At 63.4% G+C, this 19630-nt stretch carries 20 protein-coding genes; 11 read left to right on the top strand and 9 right to left on the bottom strand.

Annotated features, from left to right (window positions below; all coding sequences use genetic code 11):
- Nucleotides 1–16: 16 nt before the first annotated feature.
- Entirely contained in the window at nucleotides 17–604 is a 588-nt protein-coding gene (locus K0O64_RS20460; RefSeq protein WP_071942903.1) for a TetR/AcrR family transcriptional regulator, read from the bottom strand.
- Nucleotides 605–767: 163 nt separating this feature from the next.
- On the opposite strand from K0O64_RS20460, the gene K0O64_RS20455 reads away from it, so the two are divergent.
- Both K0O64_RS20455 and K0O64_RS20450 read left to right on the top strand, forming a co-directional pair.
- Nucleotides 768–1976, top strand: a complete 1209-nt coding sequence (locus K0O64_RS20455; RefSeq protein ID WP_096311927.1) for a cytochrome P450 — start codon at nucleotides 768–770, stop codon at nucleotides 1974–1976.
- The gene (locus tag K0O64_RS20450) at nucleotides 1973–2392 is read left to right on the top strand and encodes a nuclear transport factor 2 family protein (RefSeq protein ID WP_096311926.1); all 420 of its coding nucleotides are present in this window, start codon (nucleotides 1973–1975) and stop codon (nucleotides 2390–2392) included. Before K0O64_RS20455 ends, K0O64_RS20450 begins: the two co-directional genes overlap by 4 nt.
- A 92-nt stretch (nucleotides 2393–2484) precedes the next feature.
- On the opposite strand, the gene K0O64_RS20445 is transcribed toward K0O64_RS20450, so the two are convergent.
- Nucleotides 2485–2871 carry a nitroreductase family deazaflavin-dependent oxidoreductase gene (locus K0O64_RS20445; protein WP_096311925.1) on the bottom strand — a complete coding sequence of 129 codons (387 nt, stop codon included), beginning with the start codon at nucleotides 2869–2871 and terminating at the stop codon, nucleotides 2485–2487.
- Nucleotides 2872–2903: 32 nt separating this feature from the next.
- The gene (locus tag K0O64_RS20440) at nucleotides 2904–3110 is read right to left on the bottom strand and encodes a hypothetical protein (RefSeq protein WP_125477465.1); all 207 of its coding nucleotides are present in this window, start codon (nucleotides 3108–3110) and stop codon (nucleotides 2904–2906) included.
- A gap of 579 nt (nucleotides 3111–3689) precedes the next feature.
- On the opposite strand from K0O64_RS20440, the gene K0O64_RS20435 reads away from it, so the two are divergent.
- From K0O64_RS20435 to K0O64_RS20425, 3 genes are all read left to right on the top strand, one after another.
- Nucleotides 3690–3992, top strand: coding sequence for a hypothetical protein (locus K0O64_RS20435; protein WP_220045708.1), 303 nt, complete (start codon nucleotides 3690–3692; stop codon nucleotides 3990–3992).
- Nucleotides 3993–4361: 369 nt separating this feature from the next.
- Nucleotides 4362–5000, top strand: a complete 639-nt coding sequence (gene mspA, locus K0O64_RS20430; protein WP_096311923.1) for a porin MspA — start codon at nucleotides 4362–4364, stop codon at nucleotides 4998–5000.
- A gap of 254 nt (nucleotides 5001–5254) precedes the next feature.
- On the top strand, nucleotides 5255–5944 hold the full coding sequence (locus K0O64_RS20425; RefSeq protein WP_096311922.1) for a response regulator transcription factor: 690 nt from the start codon (nucleotides 5255–5257) through the stop codon (nucleotides 5942–5944).
- On the opposite strand, the gene K0O64_RS20420 is transcribed toward K0O64_RS20425, so the two are convergent.
- Nucleotides 5905–7272 (bottom strand): HAMP domain-containing sensor histidine kinase, encoded by a 1368-nt coding sequence (locus K0O64_RS20420; protein WP_096312951.1) that lies wholly within the window; start codon nucleotides 7270–7272, stop codon nucleotides 5905–5907. The genes K0O64_RS20425 and K0O64_RS20420 overlap by 40 nt on opposite strands.
- A gap of 223 nt (nucleotides 7273–7495) precedes the next feature.
- Complete coding sequence (locus K0O64_RS20415; RefSeq protein ID WP_071942917.1) at nucleotides 7496–8308, bottom strand: ZIP family metal transporter; 813 nt, start codon at nucleotides 8306–8308, stop codon at nucleotides 7496–7498.
- Nucleotides 8309–8441: 133 nt separating this feature from the next.
- On the opposite strand from K0O64_RS20415, the gene K0O64_RS20410 reads away from it, so the two are divergent.
- Complete coding sequence (locus K0O64_RS20410) at nucleotides 8442–9707, top strand: COG4705 family protein (RefSeq protein ID WP_071942919.1); 1266 nt, start codon at nucleotides 8442–8444, stop codon at nucleotides 9705–9707.
- A gap of 31 nt (nucleotides 9708–9738) precedes the next feature.
- Here K0O64_RS20410 and K0O64_RS20405 read toward each other — a convergent pair whose 3' ends face one another.
- Both K0O64_RS20405 and K0O64_RS20400 read right to left on the bottom strand, forming a co-directional pair.
- The gene (locus K0O64_RS20405) at nucleotides 9739–10485 is read right to left on the bottom strand and encodes an ABC transporter permease (RefSeq protein WP_425574763.1); all 747 of its coding nucleotides are present in this window, start codon (nucleotides 10483–10485) and stop codon (nucleotides 9739–9741) included.
- Nucleotides 10486–10836: 351 nt separating this feature from the next.
- Nucleotides 10837–11721, bottom strand: coding sequence for a COG4705 family protein (locus K0O64_RS20400; protein WP_225933500.1), 885 nt, complete (start codon nucleotides 11719–11721; stop codon nucleotides 10837–10839).
- A gap of 330 nt (nucleotides 11722–12051) precedes the next feature.
- Between K0O64_RS20400 and K0O64_RS20395 the strand changes: the two genes are divergently transcribed.
- From K0O64_RS20395 to K0O64_RS20385, 3 genes are all read left to right on the top strand, one after another.
- Entirely contained in the window at nucleotides 12052–12189 is a 138-nt protein-coding gene (locus K0O64_RS20395) for a hypothetical protein (protein ID WP_164520114.1), read from the top strand.
- 21 nt (nucleotides 12190–12210) lie between these two features.
- Complete coding sequence (locus K0O64_RS20390; protein ID WP_096312749.1) at nucleotides 12211–13395, top strand: IS481 family transposase; 1185 nt, start codon at nucleotides 12211–12213, stop codon at nucleotides 13393–13395.
- A gap of 484 nt (nucleotides 13396–13879) precedes the next feature.
- The gene (locus K0O64_RS20385) at nucleotides 13880–14689 is read left to right on the top strand and encodes a hypothetical protein (RefSeq protein WP_096311920.1); all 810 of its coding nucleotides are present in this window, start codon (nucleotides 13880–13882) and stop codon (nucleotides 14687–14689) included.
- A 656-nt stretch (nucleotides 14690–15345) separates the two neighbouring features.
- Here K0O64_RS20385 and K0O64_RS20380 read toward each other — a convergent pair.
- Nucleotides 15346–15753: a DUF302 domain-containing protein gene (locus K0O64_RS20380; protein WP_096311919.1), complete on the bottom strand. Its 408-nt coding sequence runs from the start codon at nucleotides 15751–15753 to the stop codon at nucleotides 15346–15348.
- Between the two features lie 613 nt (nucleotides 15754–16366).
- Here K0O64_RS20380 and K0O64_RS20375 point away from each other — a divergent pair.
- Nucleotides 16367–17185, top strand: coding sequence for a polysaccharide deacetylase family protein (locus K0O64_RS20375; RefSeq protein WP_225933498.1), 819 nt, complete (start codon nucleotides 16367–16369; stop codon nucleotides 17183–17185).
- Between the two features lie 243 nt (nucleotides 17186–17428).
- On the opposite strand, the gene K0O64_RS20370 is transcribed toward K0O64_RS20375, so the two are convergent.
- Complete coding sequence (locus K0O64_RS20370; RefSeq protein WP_096311917.1) at nucleotides 17429–17656, bottom strand: hypothetical protein; 228 nt, start codon at nucleotides 17654–17656, stop codon at nucleotides 17429–17431.
- A gap of 354 nt (nucleotides 17657–18010) precedes the next feature.
- Between K0O64_RS20370 and K0O64_RS20365 the strand changes: the two genes are divergently transcribed.
- The gene (locus K0O64_RS20365) at nucleotides 18011–19585 is read left to right on the top strand and encodes an ABC1 kinase family protein (RefSeq protein WP_220045707.1); all 1575 of its coding nucleotides are present in this window, start codon (nucleotides 18011–18013) and stop codon (nucleotides 19583–19585) included.
- Nucleotides 19586–19630 lie beyond the last annotated feature (45 nt).

Below are 19630 nucleotides of genomic sequence, written 5' to 3'. Positions count from 1 at the left end.
GTGCGTCTGCGTCGAGTTAGCCGATCGAGTCGGCGGCGTCTGCCGTGTACGGCGGGCCGAGGAATCGCCGCACCATGTGGTCTTCGGTGTCGGCATCGTCCATTGGCCAGTACCACAGCGCCAGGAATGTACGGATCAACCATTGTGCGGCAAGAGGATCGGGATTCTCGACACCGATCATCTCGGCGGCCAAGCGGGTAACCACAGGCGATGTGGTGAGCCATTCCTCGCCAGGAACCGGGGCCATCGATCGCATGATGATCGCTAACGGATCGGTCCGCATGCGCTGCAACGCGACCGTGGTGGCCGTGACGATGCGTTCGGCACCTGTCAGCCCGGCGATGGCGTCGCGGACCGACTCGAGTATGCGTTCGGCTTGCCGGCTCAGCACGGCGTCGCGGATGGCGGTCTTGCCCCCCGCATGGCGGTAGATGGTCGCGGGTGAACAGTGAACCTTGGCGGCCAGGGCGTCGATGGTGAAGCCGTCGTATCCGTTCCGGGACATCAGTTCGGCGGCTGCGGCGTAGATGCGTTCGGCAGCCTCGGCATGGCGATCCCGCCCGATCAGCCAGTCACCCGTCGCAGGTGCCCGCCGCGAATCCATCGCCCCGTTTTATCACCGTGAGAAGAACTGCGGTCATTTTCTCAGAGAATGCGCTGATTATGCGGGTGCCGTGAGAGGCCCGGGGCCCCGGCCGTGCCGGGCTCGGTTTCATGTTCGTCCCAGGTCGTTGACGCAACGTCCGAGCGACGTCCACCCTGACCTCATGACCGTCTTGGCGGACGCAACCGAATTCTTCACTGTCGCTTTGCAGGACCCGTACCCGCTGTATGACCGAATGCGCGACGAAGCGGGCGTGCAACGCATCGGCGACTCCAGCTTCTATGCGGTGTGCGGCTGGGATGCCGTCATGCAGGCCGTCAACCGCGTCGACGACTTTTCCTCCAACCTCACCGCGACGATGGTGTATCGCGACGGCGTCGTCACACCGTTCGATATGGGGCCTCTCGGCGGGCCTCAGAATGCATTGGCCACCGCAGACGACCCGTTGCACGACGCCCACCGCAAGCTGCTTGTGCCGCACCTGGCCGCCAAGCGAATACGCGTGATCGAAGAGTTCGCCGAAGCGACCGCGATCCAACTGTGGACTCAAGGAGTCATCGACGGGCAGATCGAGTGGATGAGTGCCATGGCGAATCGGCTCCCGATGATGGTTGTGGCTGACCTGCTGGGATTGCCGCAGGGCGATGTCGACAGATTGATTCGACTGGGCTACGCCACCACCACGCTGCTCGACGGCGTCGTGAGCCCGAGTGAGCTCGAGGCGGCCGGCATGGCAGCGATGGAGTTGTCGGGTTACGTCATGGAGCATTTTGCGCAGGCCGGGGAAAACCCTGCGCCGGGACTGATCGGTGACCTGGCAGCCCGCTACGCCTCCGGCGAGGTGGAACATATGCCGGCATTGGCGATCATGCTGACGTTGTTCAGTGCCGCTGGTGAATCCACTGCGTCGTTGCTGGGCAGCGCCGCGTGGATCTTGGCCACGCACAACGATATTCAGGAGCAGCTGCGCGCGCAGCCCGAACTGCTGGGTGCGTTCATCGAGGAGACGCTGCGGTATGAGTCGCCGTTTCGCGGCCACTACCGCCACGTCGTCCGGGACACCACTCTGGCAGGAGTCGACCTGCCCGCCGATTCGCGACTGCTGCTGATGTGGGGTGCTGCCAACCGGGACCCTAAACAGTTCGATAGACCCGACGAGTTCCGCTTGGACCGCAGCGGAGGCAAGGGGCACATCGCGTTCGGCAAGGGCGCTCACTTCTGCGTCGGTGCCGCACTGGCCCGCTTGGAAGCCAAGATCGTGTTGCAGACGCTGCTGCAGCAGACCACCTGGATCGAGGCCGTCGAGGTTGGTCAGTGGCTACCCAGCATCCTCGTGCGCCGACTTGATCGTCTGGAACTGGCCGTCCGATGACTCAACACGCCGACTTGGTCGCGTGTCACGAACTGACGCAGGCCAAGGCCAAATACTGCCGAACACTCGACACCAAGGACTGGAATGGCTTGGCGGCGTTGATGGTCGACGACGTCGAGTTCGGAATGAGCGACGGAGAGTCCGAACCGCACATGACGATCGGTCGGGACGAGACGTTGGCGCTGCTGCAATCTCTCGTCAGCGGCGCGAGGACCGCTCACCAGGTGCATGCACCGGAGATTGACCTCAATGAGGATGAGGCGCAGGTAATTTGGGCCGTGCAAGACCGCGCCGTATTCGACGACGGGACTTCGGTCACCGGCTACGGTCACTACACCGAGCGTTGGGTACACCAGGGTGACGCGTGGAGGCTCGCGTCGCTCCTACTGACCCATCTGATTACCGACGTTCATTAGAGACGCAACCTGAGGGCTCAACGGTGCCGGCAATGTGGGCGCATCGAGCGGATCCCCCGTTTTCCCAGGAACTCCGGGCGTATGTCGGGCGCCTAAACAGTTCTCGTGAGTACCAAAGCCGCTTCGTCGTAGGGGAACAGGCGGTAGAACAGTCGGGGTGCGGGTGTAACGAGGGGGGCGGCCTCGGACTTGCTCACAATCCGCGGGCTGGTTAACGCTATTGCTGTGCCCCGTTTGTGCAGGGCTATTGGGCCGCCGGCCAAGACGTTCTTGAGCCAGTCCGATTCAAGTCCGTAGCCGATCAGAATGACGTAACCGTCGCGGGTCTTGAACACCAAGAGCGGCGTTCGATAGCGCTTGCCGGACTTGCGTCCGGTGTGCTCGAGCGTCCCTAAGCAGGGGAGCCACGGAGTGAGGGAGCGAGCCATCGGGTTGGTGACGGCGCGATTGAAGTTTGCGACAGCACGAGGCACCCGCATGAACGTCCCTTCTTGTCCGCTGGCAGTCCTAGTCAGCCTGCGATGACTTTATTCGCTCGGCGTGCATGCTGTGCCGTCAAGATCAAGCTTGGGCCAATCCCATCCGGGCTCAACCAATTTGGAGCGTACTGCCCCCGCTGGCCGGTGAGCGGGCTGAGATAGCGGTAGGCATTGGTCGACTCGATGCCGAGTTCCTGGCGCCCGGCGCGTTGACGGTCAACCAAAGCGGGAATCTTCATCGAGACAACCAACGGACGCCGCGATCAGGTCTGGCGTTTTCTTGAAGTGCTCGGCCGTGCTCGATGCGTTCGCAGAACGCGCCGGCCGACGCGGTTGATTGGTCCGCTTAACTCGGTAGCGAAACTTTTCGAACCAACCGCCGTTGCGACATCCAGCTAATCTCCGGTGAATTCACAGCTGCGAGCAGGGAAAATGCGACCGCCCTCCCAGGCGTCCTCAGCGGGCTCTAAGCCACTGAGTGAGAGCGTGCAGCATGCAGAATCCGGGTCGAACGCGGCGGCGCGGGAGTGCCGGTGCCTAGCTGCAGGCAACGTTTTCCGGACGCCCAAGTAACTGCAGGCCAATTTCGCTCGGGTGCACTTCCCGTTTGTCGAGTCCCGCGGCCTGTTGGACGCCGTGGAGTCCCGGCTCAGTCAGCCGCGGAGGGACGCACCAAGTGCCCGTGCCCGGGCAGGCGCGGGATACGCCCACGTCGCCACACATGTGGGGCGCGATCGCAGTGGCCCGCTCGCTGCGGTCGAGGCCGGGGTCGGGATAACGACCACCGGTGTGAACACGAGGAAAGGATCGCCACGATGATGGTGAACCAACAGAAAGCGCGCCGCGCGTCCGGGTCCCGCCTCAAGGCCTTTGGGACGATCGTTGGCTTCGGCGCCGTGCTGGCCGCTGCGGCAATCACCCTGGCCCAGCACGACAACAGCGTCGACCGAGGCAACGTCCCCGGGGGAGTCGGTGTGCTAGTAGCGAGCGGTAACCACAATTCAACCTTCGATCCACCGAACGTACCGGGCATGAACATGGGCGGCACCGTTGTCTCGACGACACCGACCGACGTGCTGCCGGTCGAAAAAGCGGTCCCCCAAGTAAAAGCCGGTCACTAGCACGATCGCGACGAATACGAGCTTTGGTGCTGCCGAGGCATCGGCTTTCGTCGACGATGCACGGGTGCGTCGGTATCTCGGTGCCGGGGTTGGCTGTTGTGAGGTGGTTCGACTGGCGGGCCTTTATCTCGGCAGCCGAAAGTGATGGCCCCGACGTTCTGGGCAGCAAGGCGTGCGGCCGGGTGCAGACTCGGTTTTCAGCGTCCTCTCAGCGCCTTGGTGCGATGCTCGCGGCCCGGACGTTCAGCGCTGAACGCCCGGTATTGAGTGACGCGCCCGCTCGTGCGTTTACGACCGCGGGCATGGCTCGGCTGATTTCACACGGTGACCGGCATACAGGTGCGGTCGCGACAAGGGTGACGGAGGAACATGAAGATCATCGGTCGAGTGCTGGTGGCGATGATCGCTGCCGTCGCGGCGTTGTTCGTCGGGACAGGTACCTCGCACGCAGGTTTGGACAACGAGCTGAGTCTGGTTGACGGCGGTGGCCGCACGATGACGATTCAGCAGTGGGACACCTTCCTCAATGGTGTGTTCCCCCTGGACCGCAACCGGCTCACCCGTGAGTGGTTCCACTCCGGCAAGGCCGTCTACAGCGTGGTCGGCCCGGCAGCGGATAAGTTCGCGGGCACCTTGGAGCTGGGCTACCAGGTCGGCTTCCCGTGGTCGCTGGGTGTGGGTATCAACTTCAGCTACACCACCCCCAACATCCTGCTCGACGACGTGAGCATCTCGCCGACGAACTTCAACCCGCTCGCCCAGGTGATCACCCCGAACCTGTTCCCGGGTGTGTCGATCTCCGCCGACCTGGGCAACGGCCCCGGTATCCAGGAAGTCGCCACTTTCTCCGTGGACGTCTCGGGCCCCAACGGCTCGGTGGCCGTGGCCAACGCCCACGGCACCGTCACCGGCGCCGCCGGCGGCGTGCTGCTGCGGCCCTTCGCCCGCCTGATCTCCAAGGCCGGCGACAGCGTCACCACCTACGGCGAACCCTGGAACATGAACTGACCTTGATAGGGGACCCGGGCCGTTCAGCGAACTCTCAGCACCGTGCTGTCATCCTCAGCAGCGTCGGAAGCGACGAGTCGGGGCCGGCTCAACGCCTCGGACCTCTAGTGGGTCAGCCGACGGAGGCCGGCGCGCCGTAGTGGAGATCTGCTCTCGTTGACCCCGTGCGGATACTCTGCCCTAGCAGTGGCGCGCCGGCCGTCCGGCGTTGCGGTACCTACGTTGGTGCGATGCGGTCGGAGGGGCCACGTGAGATGAAGATTCTGCTTGTCGAAGATGAACCGCATGTGGCATCCAGCCTGAAGCTCGGGCTCGGCGCGGAGGGATTCATTGTCGTGCATGTCGCGACGGGCACCGAAGGCTTGTGGGAGGCGACCGAAAACCATTTCGATGTCATCGTTTTGGACATCATGGTGCCGGAGTTGAGTGGGTATGAGGTGCTTCGCCGACTGCGTGCCCGCAGCGTGTGGACCCCTGTGTTGATGCTGACCGCCAAGGACGGCGAATACGATCAGGCTGACGCTTTCGAGTTGGGGGCCGATGACTATCTGGTCAAACCGTTTTCTTTCGTGGTCCTGGTTGCTCGGCTGCATGCACTGGCTCGCCGTGGCGCGCCCGAGCGGCCCGTTGTGATGACCGCCGGCGATCTCACACTCGACCCCGTACGCCATGTGGTCGAACGTGCCGGCGTTCCAATTGATTTGAGCCCTAGGGAATTTAGCCTGCTCGCCTACCTGATGCGCAATAAGGATGCGGTGTGCACCAAAGCCGAGATTCTTCACAGAGTGTGGGACCCGCATTACGAAGGGCCCGACAATATCGTCGAGGTCTATGTGCGTTATCTTCGCCGCAAGATCGACATTCCCTTCGGCACCAACACCATTGAGACCATTCGGGGGGTGGGCTACCGGTTGGAATCCGGCGTCATCGCGGCGGGCAACTGAACCCTCACCACCGTGCCGCCACCCGGTCGGCCGGTGATAGATATCTGTCCGTGGTGCGCGGCGACGATTTCGGCCACGATGGACAACCCCAATCCGCTTCCACCGCCGCCACGAGACCGAGAGCTGTCCAGGCGCACGAATCTGTCGAACACGCGTTGACGGTCCTTGGCGGGGATCCCGGGTCCGTCGTCGGCGACAGTGAGGATCGCTGCGCCGTTTACGCTACGGACTTCGACATCGAACTGCGAGGTCGCGTGACGCGCGGCGTTGTCGAGCAAATTGCGCACCACCCGCGACAACGCGGCCGCATCCCCGTTCACGTCGACGGGGTCCGCGGTGATGTGGACCGCATGTCGGCAGTTGCGGCGCAGCCGGATCACTTCACCGGTGGCGACCTCGTCGAGCCGGGTCGGTTCGCGAGGGAATGTCAGTCCGCGCTCGTCGGCGCGCGCCAACAACAACAAGTCCTCGACGAGCGCGCGCATCCGTTGCGCCTCGGGAACCAGTGTGTCCTTGGCCAAGTCGACATCGAGCAGTTCGGGATGCGCGACGGCGACATCGAGAGCCGAGATGATCGCCGTCAACGGGCTCCGCAACTCATGAGAGGCATCACCGACAAACTGACGCTGCGCCACATGGCCGGCCTCGATGCGATCCAGCATGTGATTCATGGTGACCGCCAAAGCGGAAATCTCGTCGCGACCTGGAGGCACGGGAACACGCTCGGCCAGGTCGGCGCTGCTGATCGCCGCGACACGCGCGCGCATCGCATCCACCGATCGCAGCGATCGCCGAACGAGGCGATACGTTGCGCCAGCCGCTACGGCGACGACCACCGGGGCAGCCAGCAGCAGCACAATGATTGCGGTACGAACGGTGGACTCCGCGGCGTCATCACCGCCGGCGACCACGACGTCGAAAGCCCCCTTGGGCGTGGTGATCGACTGGGCGCTGATCCGCATATCGGCGTCGGGGGAGTTTGTTGGCGCCATCCCCGTCCGCAAGGTGGCGCTCACCTCATTCAGCGGGACCAACGGGGTGTCGGAGACGCTGTCCGACCGGCGCAGCACTGTGCCGTCAGGAGCGATGACCTGCACCGCGTCGATACGTTGATCGGTTGCCAGCAACGGGTCGTCGAGATCGGCCGGTGCATCCTCGATCAGACCGGCCGACACATCGCGCACTCGCGCCGCCGCGGCGGCGTCCACGCCAGCGATCAGCGAACGATAGAAAACCCCGGTCAAAGCTGCCCCGGTCAGTGTGAACGCAACGAAGACGACGGTACCGGCGACGAGGGCAGAGCGGGCAGCGATGCTCCACTGCGGCATCCGCAGTCGCAGTCGTGCGGGCGCCAACGGCTGCGACAACTCAGACGATGGGATGACGGCGCCGTTCACTCCATCACTGTATTGGCCCGATTGCGTCGCCGTCCGGCAGTAAGACCGCACCGCCAAGCCACCGGGCAACAGTGGCGGTCCGGGAATCAAGCAACCGTTGGTGTCACCGGTGTGGGCCAAGGGTTCCACGATCGCGTGATCGATTGCGGCGCCATCATGCTCCGGCGGCAGTGATGATCGCGTCAGTGGCGAAACCCGCCACGACTCCGATGAAGACGCCCCAGGCCGTCAACAATTTGAGGTTGGCGTTCCGGGCCACGGCGAGAAGTTCGATGACGACGTACAGGATGGAGCCGGCCGCCAGGCCGAGAAACGCGACCGACACTGTTTCGCTGACAAAGCGCTGCCCGACAAGGGTGCCGATGAAAGTCGGCCCACCTCCGATGAGGCCCAACACCATCAACAAACCCCACGACGGCCGCTGTCCCGCCAGGGGCGCGACGATACCGAACCCTTCGGTCGCGTTATGCAAGGCGAACCCGACGACGAGCAGCACCGCCAGGGATAACTCGCCGCTTGCCGCCGAGTTGCCGATCGCCAAGCCTTCGGCGAAATTATGCAGCCCGATCCCGCTGGCAATCATCAGTGCCAGACGGCGTGTGTGCGTCGCCGTCGCGGTGCCGGGGGTGTCGGTGGCGGAGGCTTGAACGCTGCTGGGAGCAGCCGCCTTTCGGCCTCGCAACCCGTCCACCCAGGCCAGCCCCAGAAGACCGATGCCAAAAGTCGCTGCCAACAGCGCGCCCATCACCAACACATCGGCGACCCGGCCAGCTGCCAGCGCTCGGTCGACGGGCTCCCACGCATGAGCCAGCACGTCCCACAGCAGGAAGACCAGAATGCCGATCGCGACCGCGTTGAGCCCGGCCTTCAGCGTTGGCATCGGCGTGCGTAAGCGCCCGATTGGCAGGCCAATGAAAATCGTGAACCCGGCGAAGGCGCCGAGTAGGGCGATCTGGCTGGCGGACATGCTCCCCGCTTCGAACGATCAATTACGACTGATGAACCCACCGATAATGGTGAGCCTCACCTAAGCACATCGGCTCCAGCCCGGCCACTGCCTCTCAGCGAGTACTCAGCGACCGCCACCTACGGTCCGTGACGTGACGGAGACGACCAGGACTGGCACGCCGAAGACCGGGCGCACCCTGCTCAGCAAGGTCCCCGAAGTCACCCTGTGGTTCTGGCTGATCAAGGTTCTCTGCACCACCGTCGGCGAAAGCTTCGCCGATTGGATCAACATGACGCTCGGCGTCGGATTGATCGCTACCGCACTGATCTTCACCGTCGTGCTCGCCATCGTCCTCGCCTGGCAGGTCAGGCTGAGTCGCTACGTGCCGTTCGTGTATTGGCTGACTGTCGTGGTGCTGTCGGTGACCGGCACGCTCTACACCGACATTCTCACCGACCAGTTGGGTGTCCCACTTGCGTTGAGCACCAGCGTCTTTGCAGTGGCACTGGGTGTTGTGTTCGCCGTGTGGTATTCGCGGGAGCGGACGCTGTCGATCCACAGCATCGTGACACGACCCCGAGAGCTCTTCTACTGGCTTGCAGTGCTGATCACCTTCGCCCTTGGGACGGCTGTCGGTGACTGGACGCTGCAGATCACCGGTTGGAGCCCCGGCTTTGCAGTACTACTGCCCGCAAGCCTGATCGTCGCGATCGCCCTCGGTTGGCGTCTAGGCGCCAACGCGGTGCTGTCCTTCTGGCTGGCCTACATCCTCACGCGGCCGCTGGGCGCGAACCTCGGTGACTGGCTGGGCTTGCCATGGTCTCAGGGAGGCCTCGGCATCGGCACCGCCGTCACCAGCGCCGCCTTCCTTGCCGCAATCCTGGCGATGGTTGGCTATCTCACGTTCAGTCGCATCGACGTGGTGGAGACCTACGACCGCAGCCATGCACCGATCGTCACCACCACCCCTGGTCGAGAACGTGTCCTACTTGGCTACTACCTGATCGTGGCGGCGGCCACCGCAGCAGTGCTCACCTGGGCCGGCTCTCAACCACATGAAACCACCGGCAGTGACGAAGAGCCAGACGCCCCGACCGTGAGTGCCCCGGCGCTGCCCGGGAATCCGGAACCCGCAACTGCCCGCTTTCCGGCACCCGAGATCGCGCGACTGCGCTCGATCGTAGACTCCACACTCGCAAAAGTTAGAGCCGGCGACCAAAGCGGCGCGAAAACCACGATCACTGAGCTCGAAACCGCTTGGGACGCCGACGAATCAACGCTGCGACCTATGAACGAGTCCGCATGGAGTCGCCTCGACACCCAGATCGACCAAGCCCTGCACGCTGTGAGGGCAGCTAAGCCTGACCCGGCGAGTGAAATCGCCAGCCTTAACGCCCTGACCAATTCGCTTCGCTGACTTTTCTTTACGTAGTCGGTCACTGTCCCGCTCATGGGGCATGGCCTGTGCGATGGATAGCACCCCGGGCGATCAGCTCGAGTGTGACGGCGACGGCACACGTCTGGGACAGCAGTATGGACAGCAGAATCAAGATTTGAACCGCACCGGCCTGGATTGCCGAACCCGTGCTCAGCAGCACGCCGACGAAGGCGCCGGGAAGCGTCACCAGACCCACCGTCCTGGTCTGATCCAGGTTCGGCAGGAGTGCGTCGGCAGCCGTAGGACCGATCATCTCCATTCGAGCCAGCCGATCGGTGAATCCCAAGCTGAGTAGCGCTTCCACCTCGCCAGCACGCGTGCCGAGAGTGTCCAGTGCACGGCGTGCGGCCACCGCGACCGCGGTCATGGTACTTCCCAGAAGGATTCCGACTATGGGCACCAGAGCGACGCCCGTAAGCGGCACTAGCCCCGACCACAGCAGCAGGGGTAGCACCACGGTCATGCCGGTCGCGAGTGCGGCCGTGAGAAGCCACGAGCGATTGGACTGGCTGCGTCGCGCCGCAGTGACCGCCGCCGCGACGAACATCACCGCGAGCACGCCCACTGACGTCCCCAGATTGCGCAGCGCAGCCGTGAGAATCGCGGCCACAGCGGCCAGTTGCACGACTGCACGAGTTGCTGCACGCGGCACTGTCCACGCTGAGCCCAGGGCTGTCGACCAATAGATCGCCGCGGCGCCGATCACCATCACCACGCAGACGACGATCAGCGTCGGGCCCACGATGTGTTGCGACAGCTGCACTCCATCCATTCTGTCGGATGGTCTGCTCTAGCTGGTCATGCGCCCACCGGGGCGGCAGCTGAAGTGGCGGGAGTTGCCCAGGTGTGGCACCTATCAGCCCGCTGTGCCCGCCACTATCGTCGAGCTGGAAAATGGCTGGGCGCAAAGGGGTCCTGGTGACACCAGGACGCTCACACCGCTTCCCGACTCCTGTAGCGCCATCAGTCTGCTCGGTCCTCTGCCCGTTCTCGCCCACTCCCAGCGCATGCTCTTCTACTCTCAATTCATCTCAGTCAGCTTGTCCCCGTACACCTCTCACTGATTTCTCAGCGCGAAATCCTCTGGGGCGGTTACCCATTGAGGTGGTCATCCTGCTGGGACGGTGATGACTTCACCGTTGGGGCGCTGCGGTTGCCCCGTGCGGCGGTTCAACGGCAACGGCAACGGCAACGGCAACGGCTCTAGGGGATGGCGGCGGATGTCGAGCGCTTGGTAGCCCACCAGTACCACCAACGCGGCGATGAGCACCGCGGAGGCTCCCGCATTACCCCAGTTCAGTCCGCCATGATCGCGGCTCTTGCTCAAGACATTGCCCACCTCAGCGCCCCAGGGGCGGGTCAGGATGAAGGCGATCCAGAACACCAGCACGCCGTTGATGCTGGTGAAGTAGTGCGCGGCCAACAGCGCCAGCATCGCCGCCGTCAGCACGAGCACGGCCGGTCGCAGTCCCAGGCCCAACCCGCCCGCGAGGTAGTCGCCGGTGGATGTGCCGAGGCTGTTGGAGAAGACGACCGCGATCCAGAACAGCACCTCACCGGTGCGGGTGGCGACGTTCTCGACGTTGAGGGTTTGGCCGCTGCGCCACCAGACCAGCATCACCACAGCGAGGCCACTGCCCAGGATCAATACGCCGGTGGCCTGCCCCAGGTGCGAGGTGTAGTTGATGTAGTCCGAGATCGTGGTGCCCGCGGTACTGGTGAGGATCACCACGGTCCAGAACAGAGCCGGGTGGAAACGCCTGGCGCGCAATTGGATTGTCACGGCCACGAGGAAGACGGCGAGTAGCAACACCGCGGAGCGAAGGGTGCCCAAACCGAGTGTCTGGGAGAAGTAGTCACCAGCCGTCTCGCCGAGCGTGGTGGCCAGGATTTTGAGTGCCCAGAACAGCGCGGTGATATGTGGCAGTTTGCGCAACACGTACTGGCCGGGCATTAGGGGCCCGCCTGGGTAGACCTCAGACGTGCCGGTCATGTCGATTTCCCTTCGACCTGATGATGGTCTGAAGTGTCTCAGGCTGGCGCGCGAGCGACACGCACAAGATCGGCGCGCCGCCTGTTGACACAGCGACTTCCCAGGTAGGTGATATGGCGGGCGCGGAAGGTCATCCGGAAGTGCATCGGCAGTGGAATCTGGTTGGTGCAGTGTTGATTTCGCGGCACCGATCGTGTCTCACGCAGACTCCAACGACCGAGGGCGTCCCACGAGCACGACGAGTTCGGCAAGCTGGCAGGTCGCGCGGATCGGGGCGTTCGCCAACCGTCGGCCTCCTCGGCAGACTCGATCGGCCTCGAAACCTTGGTCATGTCATTGGGGGACCAGCTGTTCACCGACAACTTCGGTCCGGCTCTTCAGCACAGCGACATGCCACCCCTGACCAGCGCCCCCGGCAGTGTGGTGTTTCAGGACATCGGAATGGGGTGTCTCAAGACATCGGAATAGGTGGTGGGCCAGTTTCGGCTGGTGTCGAAGGCTCGGTTGGTCATCACCGCGGTGCTTGTTGAGGGCCGCTCACAGTCGCAGGTCGCCCGGGATTACGGGGTATCGCAGGGCTGGATCTCCCGGCTCATCGCCCGCTACACCGAAGAAGGCGAGGCAGCGTTCAAACCTCGCTCACGCCGGCCCCACAGCAGCCCCACCCGACTACCGCAGGCCACCATCGATCTGATCATCGAATTGCGCGCCACCCTGGCCGGCAAAGGCCTCGACAACGGTCCGCACACCATCGCCTGGCACCTACAACACCACCACCAACTGATCGTGTCGGCAGCCTCGATCAGCCGACACCTCCACGCCGCCGGCCTGGTCGAACCCAACCCGCGTAAACGACCCAAGACTTCCTACATCCGCTTCGCCGCCGAACAACCCAACGAACGCTGGCAAGCCGACTTCACCCACTGGTGGCTCACCGATGGCACCCACACCGAGATCCTGTGCTGGATCGACGACCACTCCCGCTACGCCCTATCCGTGACCGCCCACCGCCGCGTCACCGGGCCCATCGTCCTCGACGAATTCCGCAAAGCCGTTGCCCGCCATGGCATCCCATACTCAACACTGACCGACAACGGCATGGTGTTCACCACCCGCCTCGCCGGCGGCAAAGGCGGACGCAACCACTTCGAAGCCGAGCTGCGCCACCTGCAAGTCCGCCAAATCAACTCCACCCCCAACCACCCCACCACCTGCGGGAAAGTCGAGCGCTTCCACCAAACCCTCAAAAAAGCACTCACCAAGCAACCACCCGCGGCCAGCATCACCGAGCTGCAAACCCAGATCGACGCCTTCGTCGACGAGTACAACCACCGCCGCCCACACCGATCACTACCCCACCGGGCCACCCCCGCCACCATCTACACCAGCCGACCCAAAGCCAACCCAGCAAGCCGCATCGACACCCACAACCGCGTGCGCACCGACCGCGTCGACCAAGCCGGGTCAGTCACCCTGCGCGTCAACGGCCGCCTGCACCACATCGGCATCGGACGCCACCACTACCGAACCCGCGTCCTGATCCTGGCCCAAGACCACCACATCACCGTCATCAACGCCGCCACCGGAGAAGTACTGCGCGACCTCATCCTCGACCCCACCAGGGACTACCAACCCACCGGAGCCCCCAAAGGCCCCAAACGGAAAAAGCCCTGAACCCAAAGCAGGCTCAGAGCTATTCCGATGTCTCGAGACATCACACACAGCGCCCCCGGCAGGAATCGAACCTGCGACCTAGGGATTTGGAATCTGGGGGTCCGATAGGTTCCGGAAATGGGTTCGTTTGTGCTGGTAGACAGCGGTTTCTAGTTCTGTCTGATTCGGCCTCGAACTGGCTGAATCCGGTCGATTCTTGGTCATAATCGCCGAATAAACGGCAACATCATCGGGACAGTTTTGAGCCGGGATGTAGCGACAGGCCGGCCGCGGAGAGCCACGCCGTGGCGGCTCCCGTCCGCTGGCGCTCCCGTCCGCCACCACGGACCGGATGATCCCTACCGGATCGAAGCTGTGGGAACGTTCTCTACTGTTGTCGAGCGCTGGTCGAGTCGCCATCGATATCAGCTCTGTGGCCGATCTGGCACCCGAAAGTTACGGAATGCTGCTCGTACAGCTACCCGGTTGCTGTCAGTGTCGATGCGTGACATCTCAGAAGACCGTGAAGACCGATAGTCGGCTGGCCGCTCGGTGCGCCGCTGTCGCCTCCATCGGTGCGGCGATCATCCACTTTGCTGTCGCACCGATGCACTGGAAAGATTGGATGCCTTCGGGGGTTTTCTTCGCGTCTATCGCTGTGTTCCAGCTCCTTTGGGGACTGCTCGCGTGGGCACGACCGATGATGTTGTTGCTCATTGCTGGCGTGCTCGGCAATGCGGGTTCAGCCGCTCTGTGGGTCCTGTCCCGGACTGCGGGCGCGCCGTTGGGTCCCAATGCAGGTGAGCCTGAAGCCGTGGAAGCCGCCGGAATCTGTGTGCTTCTACTGCAGAGTTACGTAGTCATGGGTGCGGGATGGGCGTTGCTTCGACGCTATCGGGCAGAGGAGGTTTCGGGCTTCGGGCGGGCTCTGGTGTTGTTAGGCGCCAATTCCGTCATGGCTGCAGCGGTCACGGTCGGCCTGGCGTCAAGCCTTCAGGGCCACCATCATCATCACGGCGCCGAGGTCGAGGCAGAAGCCGAAGAGGAGTCGGCCCACGACGGACATATGGCAGGCCATCAGCACGGTGAGGATCCCGTTGCTCCGACCGACGCCGGGCTGACGCAACCTTCTCCTGCAACGGCACCCGGCGAGTCGGGGCGACCGCTGACGGACATGAGACTGAGCATTGACGGTGACCAGTCCCCGGAGTCGCCTGCGCCACCGGAAGCCGGGGGGAGCCAGCCGAGTTTGGGGTCGCCTGCTTCGGAGACGGGGCTTGAAGGCGAGGGTCACCAGCATCACCACGGCGACTGACGCCGCGACACGCTACGGGATGGGTGTCCTCTCAGTGCTTGTGCTCGAAGAGCACGAGGGTATGCACCAGAGAGCCATCGACGAAGTAGGCCCGGCAGTCGAAGTGGTCGTGAAGTGTAGAGCCGACTTCGGTGGGCGCACTAGACGCTCCCTACGATGATGCGTGATCTGTGGGCGCTTTCAAGAGCTCTTCGAGGGTCAATGAGAACTTGTCTCGATCGTCGACGGCCGGGCTGCTCGCCTCAAAGTAACGGCCATGGTGCTGACGGGGTCAACGACGCTCCGGCGCTCGCGTAAAGCTGACCGCGGAGCGGCCGTTGGGGCGGGGCCCCGACGTTGCGATCGGGACTGACGACCTGGTGTTGAATAGCTCCGACCCGCGTGACAACCCGATTTGCGCAAATCGGGCGCGGAACCTCGGGGCAAGACCTGCCGATATCTCCGGTGGCCGGGCGGGCCACAGCATGATTGCGTTGCCCATCCCCGCAGGCGTCGTCGAACCAGTAATCGGCCTTCGGCCGGAGATCGCGGCGTAGTCGGTATCAAGCGGAGGTCATTGCCGCATTCGACGGTCGATACCCGATCGTCTGAAGCTCCCGAGGCTCCGCCCGGAGAAATCGGTCTGAGGCCACTGGGTTGAGAATGCCGACCCGTCTTTAATCATGGGTGCGAGCTATCGTCTCAATTGCGGCGCGCAGCTTGGCTTTCACCTCGTCGGCCACCGTCTGCAACCCCGATTCGCCGGTCACCTGAACCAGGAGCTGCGGGTCCATCGCTTCGACCAGTACCTGCGTGTTGTCGGCCGGATCGGTCCGCACGATGACGTTGCACGGCAAAAGCAACCCGATTTGGCGATCGATGTTGACAGCGCGGTGGGCAAGCGGAGGATTGCATGCCCCCAGAATCAGGTAATCCTCCATGTCCTCACCGAGTTTCGCCTTCAGCGTGGACTTCATATCGATCTCAGTGAGAATCCCGAAGCCTTGGTTTGCCAGTGCCTCACGGGTGCGGGTCACCGCATCGGAAAACGAGGACTGCAGCGAGGTGGAGATCGCGATGGTCATCCAATACCCTTCCGGCCTACGTCGGCGTTGTGGTCAGCTCCACAGTACGACGGGCGAGTAACAGTGCAGAAAGCGACCAAGTCTGGGTGGATCGTACGTATGTAGTCGAACGGTAGATAATGCGATGCATTGAGCGTGCTGGTGCATGTGCTTGGTCACCTTCAGATTGTCGTCTGCGCCAGCTTGAACGGATCTCCGGTCGGCAGCCTGACGGAACGAGCGCGAGCGGCTCCCGGGCGGGTGCACGGCCAGTGGGCGATGAAGCGCCTCGCGACGCACCAGGATTTCACAGCGGCCATATCGGTCGGCGCGCTGTCACATCGGTCAGGCGCAGGCTGGATAGGTTGGGCCACTCCTCTTCGGAAAAGCCTACGTCAACTCGGCACCGGCCTCTTTGACGGCTTCACCTACGATGCGGGATAGTACAACGGTCGAGCGACGAGGGTGCAAAGTCTGCCGGCTCGTTTGCGTGCGGGCGGGCCGCCGGGATATTCGTCACGGTGACGCCTGCCGGTCGCTGCAGCGGTTGCCGTGAAGTGAGCTTGGAGGGTCAGTGCGCGTCCGTGGGAAAGGCTTTGTGCAGTGGTGGCAGGTTAGTGCGCTAATCGCGGTCGTGATTGTCGTGTCCGGGGCCATGGTGTTTGCAGCACGTGAGCAACGAGCCGGCGATCCGGATCACGTCGACTGTAAGCAGGTCAAATGTGTGGCGCTGACCTTTGACGACGGGCCCACACCATTCACTGATCGACTGTTGAAGGTGTTAACCGCTGACGGCGCCAAGGCGACATTTTTTCTCATCGGGAACAAGGTGGCTGCAGATCCCGCCGCCGCGCGGCGGATTACCGACGCCGGCATGGAGATCGGCAACCACACCTGGGAACACCCGAATATGAGCACAATCCCCGTGGGAGACATCGCCTCTCAGATTCGTAGAGGAAGCGAAGCAATCGCTGCGGCAACCGGGCGGGCGCCACAGATATACCGTCCGGCGGGTGGCCTGTCATCGGACGCGGTGCGCGCCGAAGCGGGCAGGCAGGGTCTGGCCGAGATCCTGTGGGACGTCATCCCCTTTGACTGGATCAACGATTCCAATACCGCAGCCACGATCTACATGCTGAAGACTCAGATCAAGCCCGGCTCGGTGGTGCTCCTTCACGACACCTATTCCAGCACTGTCGACTTGGTCTATCAGTTCTTGCCGGTGCTTATCGCCAACGGCTATCACATGGTGACCGTGGACCATCTGCTCGGCCCACGGGCAGCGGGCAGCAGCTATGGGAGTCGCGTCAACGGGCCGCCGGCCAACGATATCGTGGACCTGCCCGCACGCCGGATTCCTCCGCTGCCAGGTACACCTTCCCCCAAGCCGGCTCCCAATCTACCGATCACCGACATCCCGAACCAAAGCCCCGGGGGCCCGGCGCAGCAGTAGTCCGTTCGCGGTTGAACAACCAGCGCGGAGCTGGCACGGTCAAAATCTCCGGATTGGCGGAGCTGACCGACGCGGCCACAGCGACGTCGGGCCACGCGGCTCTATCTCGCCCCGTGCGGGTCCGCGCGCCGACGCTCGGCGCTCGACGGTACGAACACCATCTAGGCGCACCCTTAACGCTGGACGGCTGTACGGTGACGAGAGGCGTCGGGCACTACAAGCAGTCGCGATCGATGGCGCGCTTCACGGCCGGGAGGTGTGGTGCTCGTTATCAGTTGGGGTGTGGTCGCTGCCGTGACCGCCGTGGCCGGAACCCATCGAACCCATCGAACCCATCATGAAGAACATCATTGCGGGGCAGACCAACACGGCCAGCCCGATCAGGACGGTGGTGGCGGATGCTCCGAACGCGATCGCTGCGACGACCGCGGCGGCAACGATTGCGAGATACCCCCAAAAATATTTCGGCATGGTCGGATCCTTTCCTGAAGGTGCTGTGATTATCCAGCGTGCGCTTCCGCCGCGGTATGTACTACGGGTCACGGGTCCCCTGGTGCAGGGACCAAAGTCATTGGCCAAGCCAGCCGGTCCATAAGTTACTACGATGTGCCTTAGTAGGTGACGATGCAACGCCCGAGGGGTCGTAAGCGGATGGAATCGATCGGTATCGCTGTCGCACACGGCCGGCGCGGGGCGGCGTCCATCGCGAGGACAACTGCTCTATCGCTGACTCTGGAGTGGAAGGACCCGCCGCAGCTCGAAGCGGCCGGTCTTTTGCGGTTTGCCGGGATTGTGGAGCGCCGTGGCGGCGGGGCGGTATAGGACATGTCCGGCGTGCAGCACTACCGCCGAATAGCCGATACTCTGGCCCGTCATGGTTTTGGCGCATTCATCGGGGTCGCGGGATTGCAGCGTTGGGTACCGCTGCATCACGGATTGTTGGGCCATGAGCGCCGCGGGCAGCCGTACTCAACTCCAGAGCACTTGCGCTTGGCGCTCGAAGAGCTCGGCCCGACCTATATCAAGTTGGGGCAGGTGTTGTCGACACGCCCGGATCTGCTGCCAGACAACTACCGTCAGGAGTTGGTGGCCTTACAAGACGATGCGAAACCGGTGGCTGCGACACAAATCAGCGAGGTGATCCATTGCGAATTGGGTGGACCTCCGTCAGAAGTGTTCGCGTCTTTCGAACTGAAGCCGTTGGCCAGTGCATCGCTCGGACAGGCGCACGCGGCGACGTTGCGCGACGGCACCGAAGTAGTGGTGAAGGTCCGCCGTCCTCATGTTGTCGAGCAGGTTGCCGAGGACTTGGAGACGCTACGTAACTTGGCTGCGCGAGCGAGCCGGCGTTCGGATCTGGCCGCCGACTACGATTTGGTCGGTATCGCCGAGGAGTTCGCGCACACATTGCGCGCTGAGCTGGATTATTTGCAGGAAGGGCGCAACGCTGAGCGGTTCGCCGCCAACTTCCTCAACGATCCAACAGTGAGGGTACCGCGAATCTATTGGGAGACAACCACTTCCCGGGTCTTGACCCTTGAACGAATGCATGGCATCAAAGTCAACGATGTAGCGGCGCTGGACGCCGCCGGCATCGATCGGGCGGCGTTGGCCTCCCGGGCAGCCCGAATCGCAACACAGATGATATTTCAAGACGGGTTCTTCCATGCTGATCCGCACCCGGGGAATCTCTTCGTTGAGAATGACGGCGGAATCGCCTTGATCGATTTCGGGATGGTCGGCGAAGTTGACGAGCAGCTGCGTGACCGGTTGGGCGCGTTACTGCTTGGGGTCATCAGGCGCGATCCCGGTGCGGTGGCGGCAGCAGTCAGTTCGTTGAGTGCGGGTCGGCGCGCGGATGTGTCTGCGCTGAGGGCAGATCTGTCCCCGATCATCAAGCGTTACACCGACGCGGATCTGGGGCAGATTCCGATCGCGGAAGCGACCCAGGACGTTCTTGGGGTGGCGCGGCGTCATCATCTCGTGCTGCCGCGCGAACTAGCGCTGTTGTGCAAGACCCTGGTGATGGCGGAAGGCCTGGCTGAGGAGCTCGATCCGAAGTTCCAGTTCGCTGAGGTCATCGCTCCCCAGGCCGAGCGTTTGATCGCCGCCCGGTACAGCCCCGAGCATCTTGCACGCCAGCTGCGGAGCGCGGGCGCCGACGCCCTGGAATTCCTCGCGGATGTTCCCGACCGCCTTACCGAACTGCGGCAGGCCGTACAAGCCGGCCCGGACCTGCATCTGCGTGCTGAGGAACTCGAACCGCTCATTAGCCGGCTCGAGGCCACCGGCCGACGGCTGGCATTGGCGGTCATCCTCGCCGCAGCAATCCGCTCCCTCGCCGACCTCAGATGGCTCAGGCGGGCGATGTCAATACCCCGAAAGGCGGGGCGCGAGTAGTGGCCCGGGGCGCAGAATACCGAGACCGGCCGCGACGGCTCGGCG

It is taken from the genome of Mycolicibacterium pallens (assembly GCF_019456675.1).
GTDB lineage: Bacteria > Actinomycetota > Actinomycetes > Mycobacteriales > Mycobacteriaceae > Mycobacterium > Mycobacterium crocinum.
This window is presented reverse-complemented; position numbering and strand designations above follow the sequence as displayed.

Coding starts and splice junctions, on each gene's coding strand:
- mspA (WP_096311923.1), top strand. CDS start 4,362: ATGAAGATCATCGGTCGAGTGCTGGTGGCGATGATCGCTGCCGTCGCG.
- K0O64_RS20450 (WP_096311926.1), top strand. CDS start 1,973: ATGACTCAACACGCCGACTTGGTCGCGTGTCACGAACTGACGCAGGCC.
- K0O64_RS20460 (WP_071942903.1), bottom strand. CDS start 604: ATGGATTCGCGGCGGGCACCTGCGACGGGTGACTGGCTGATCGGGCGG.
- K0O64_RS20395 (WP_164520114.1), top strand. CDS start 12,052: ATGTCATTGGGGGACCAGCTGTTCACCGACAACTTCGGTCCGGCTCTT.
- K0O64_RS20370 (WP_096311917.1), bottom strand. CDS start 17,656: ATGCCGAAATATTTTTGGGGGTATCTCGCAATCGTTGCCGCCGCGGTC.
- K0O64_RS20400 (WP_225933500.1), bottom strand. CDS start 11,721: ATGACCGGCACGTCTGAGGTCTACCCAGGCGGGCCCCTAATGCCCGGC.
- K0O64_RS20415 (WP_071942917.1), bottom strand. CDS start 8,308: ATGTCCGCCAGCCAGATCGCCCTACTCGGCGCCTTCGCCGGGTTCACG.
- K0O64_RS20420 (WP_096312951.1), bottom strand. CDS start 7,272: ATGCCGCAGTGGAGCATCGCTGCCCGCTCTGCCCTCGTCGCCGGTACC.
- K0O64_RS20445 (WP_096311925.1), bottom strand. CDS start 2,871: ATGCGGGTGCCTCGTGCTGTCGCAAACTTCAATCGCGCCGTCACCAAC.
- K0O64_RS20425 (WP_096311922.1), top strand. CDS start 5,255: ATGAAGATTCTGCTTGTCGAAGATGAACCGCATGTGGCATCCAGCCTG.
- K0O64_RS20380 (WP_096311919.1), bottom strand. CDS start 15,753: ATGACCATCGCGATCTCCACCTCGCTGCAGTCCTCGTTTTCCGATGCG.
- K0O64_RS20455 (WP_096311927.1), top strand. CDS start 768: ATGACCGTCTTGGCGGACGCAACCGAATTCTTCACTGTCGCTTTGCAG.
- K0O64_RS20365 (WP_220045707.1), top strand. CDS start 18,011: ATGTCCGGCGTGCAGCACTACCGCCGAATAGCCGATACTCTGGCCCGT.
- K0O64_RS20435 (WP_220045708.1), top strand. CDS start 3,690: ATGGTGAACCAACAGAAAGCGCGCCGCGCGTCCGGGTCCCGCCTCAAG.
- K0O64_RS20440 (WP_125477465.1), bottom strand. CDS start 3,110: ATGAAGATTCCCGCTTTGGTTGACCGTCAACGCGCCGGGCGCCAGGAA.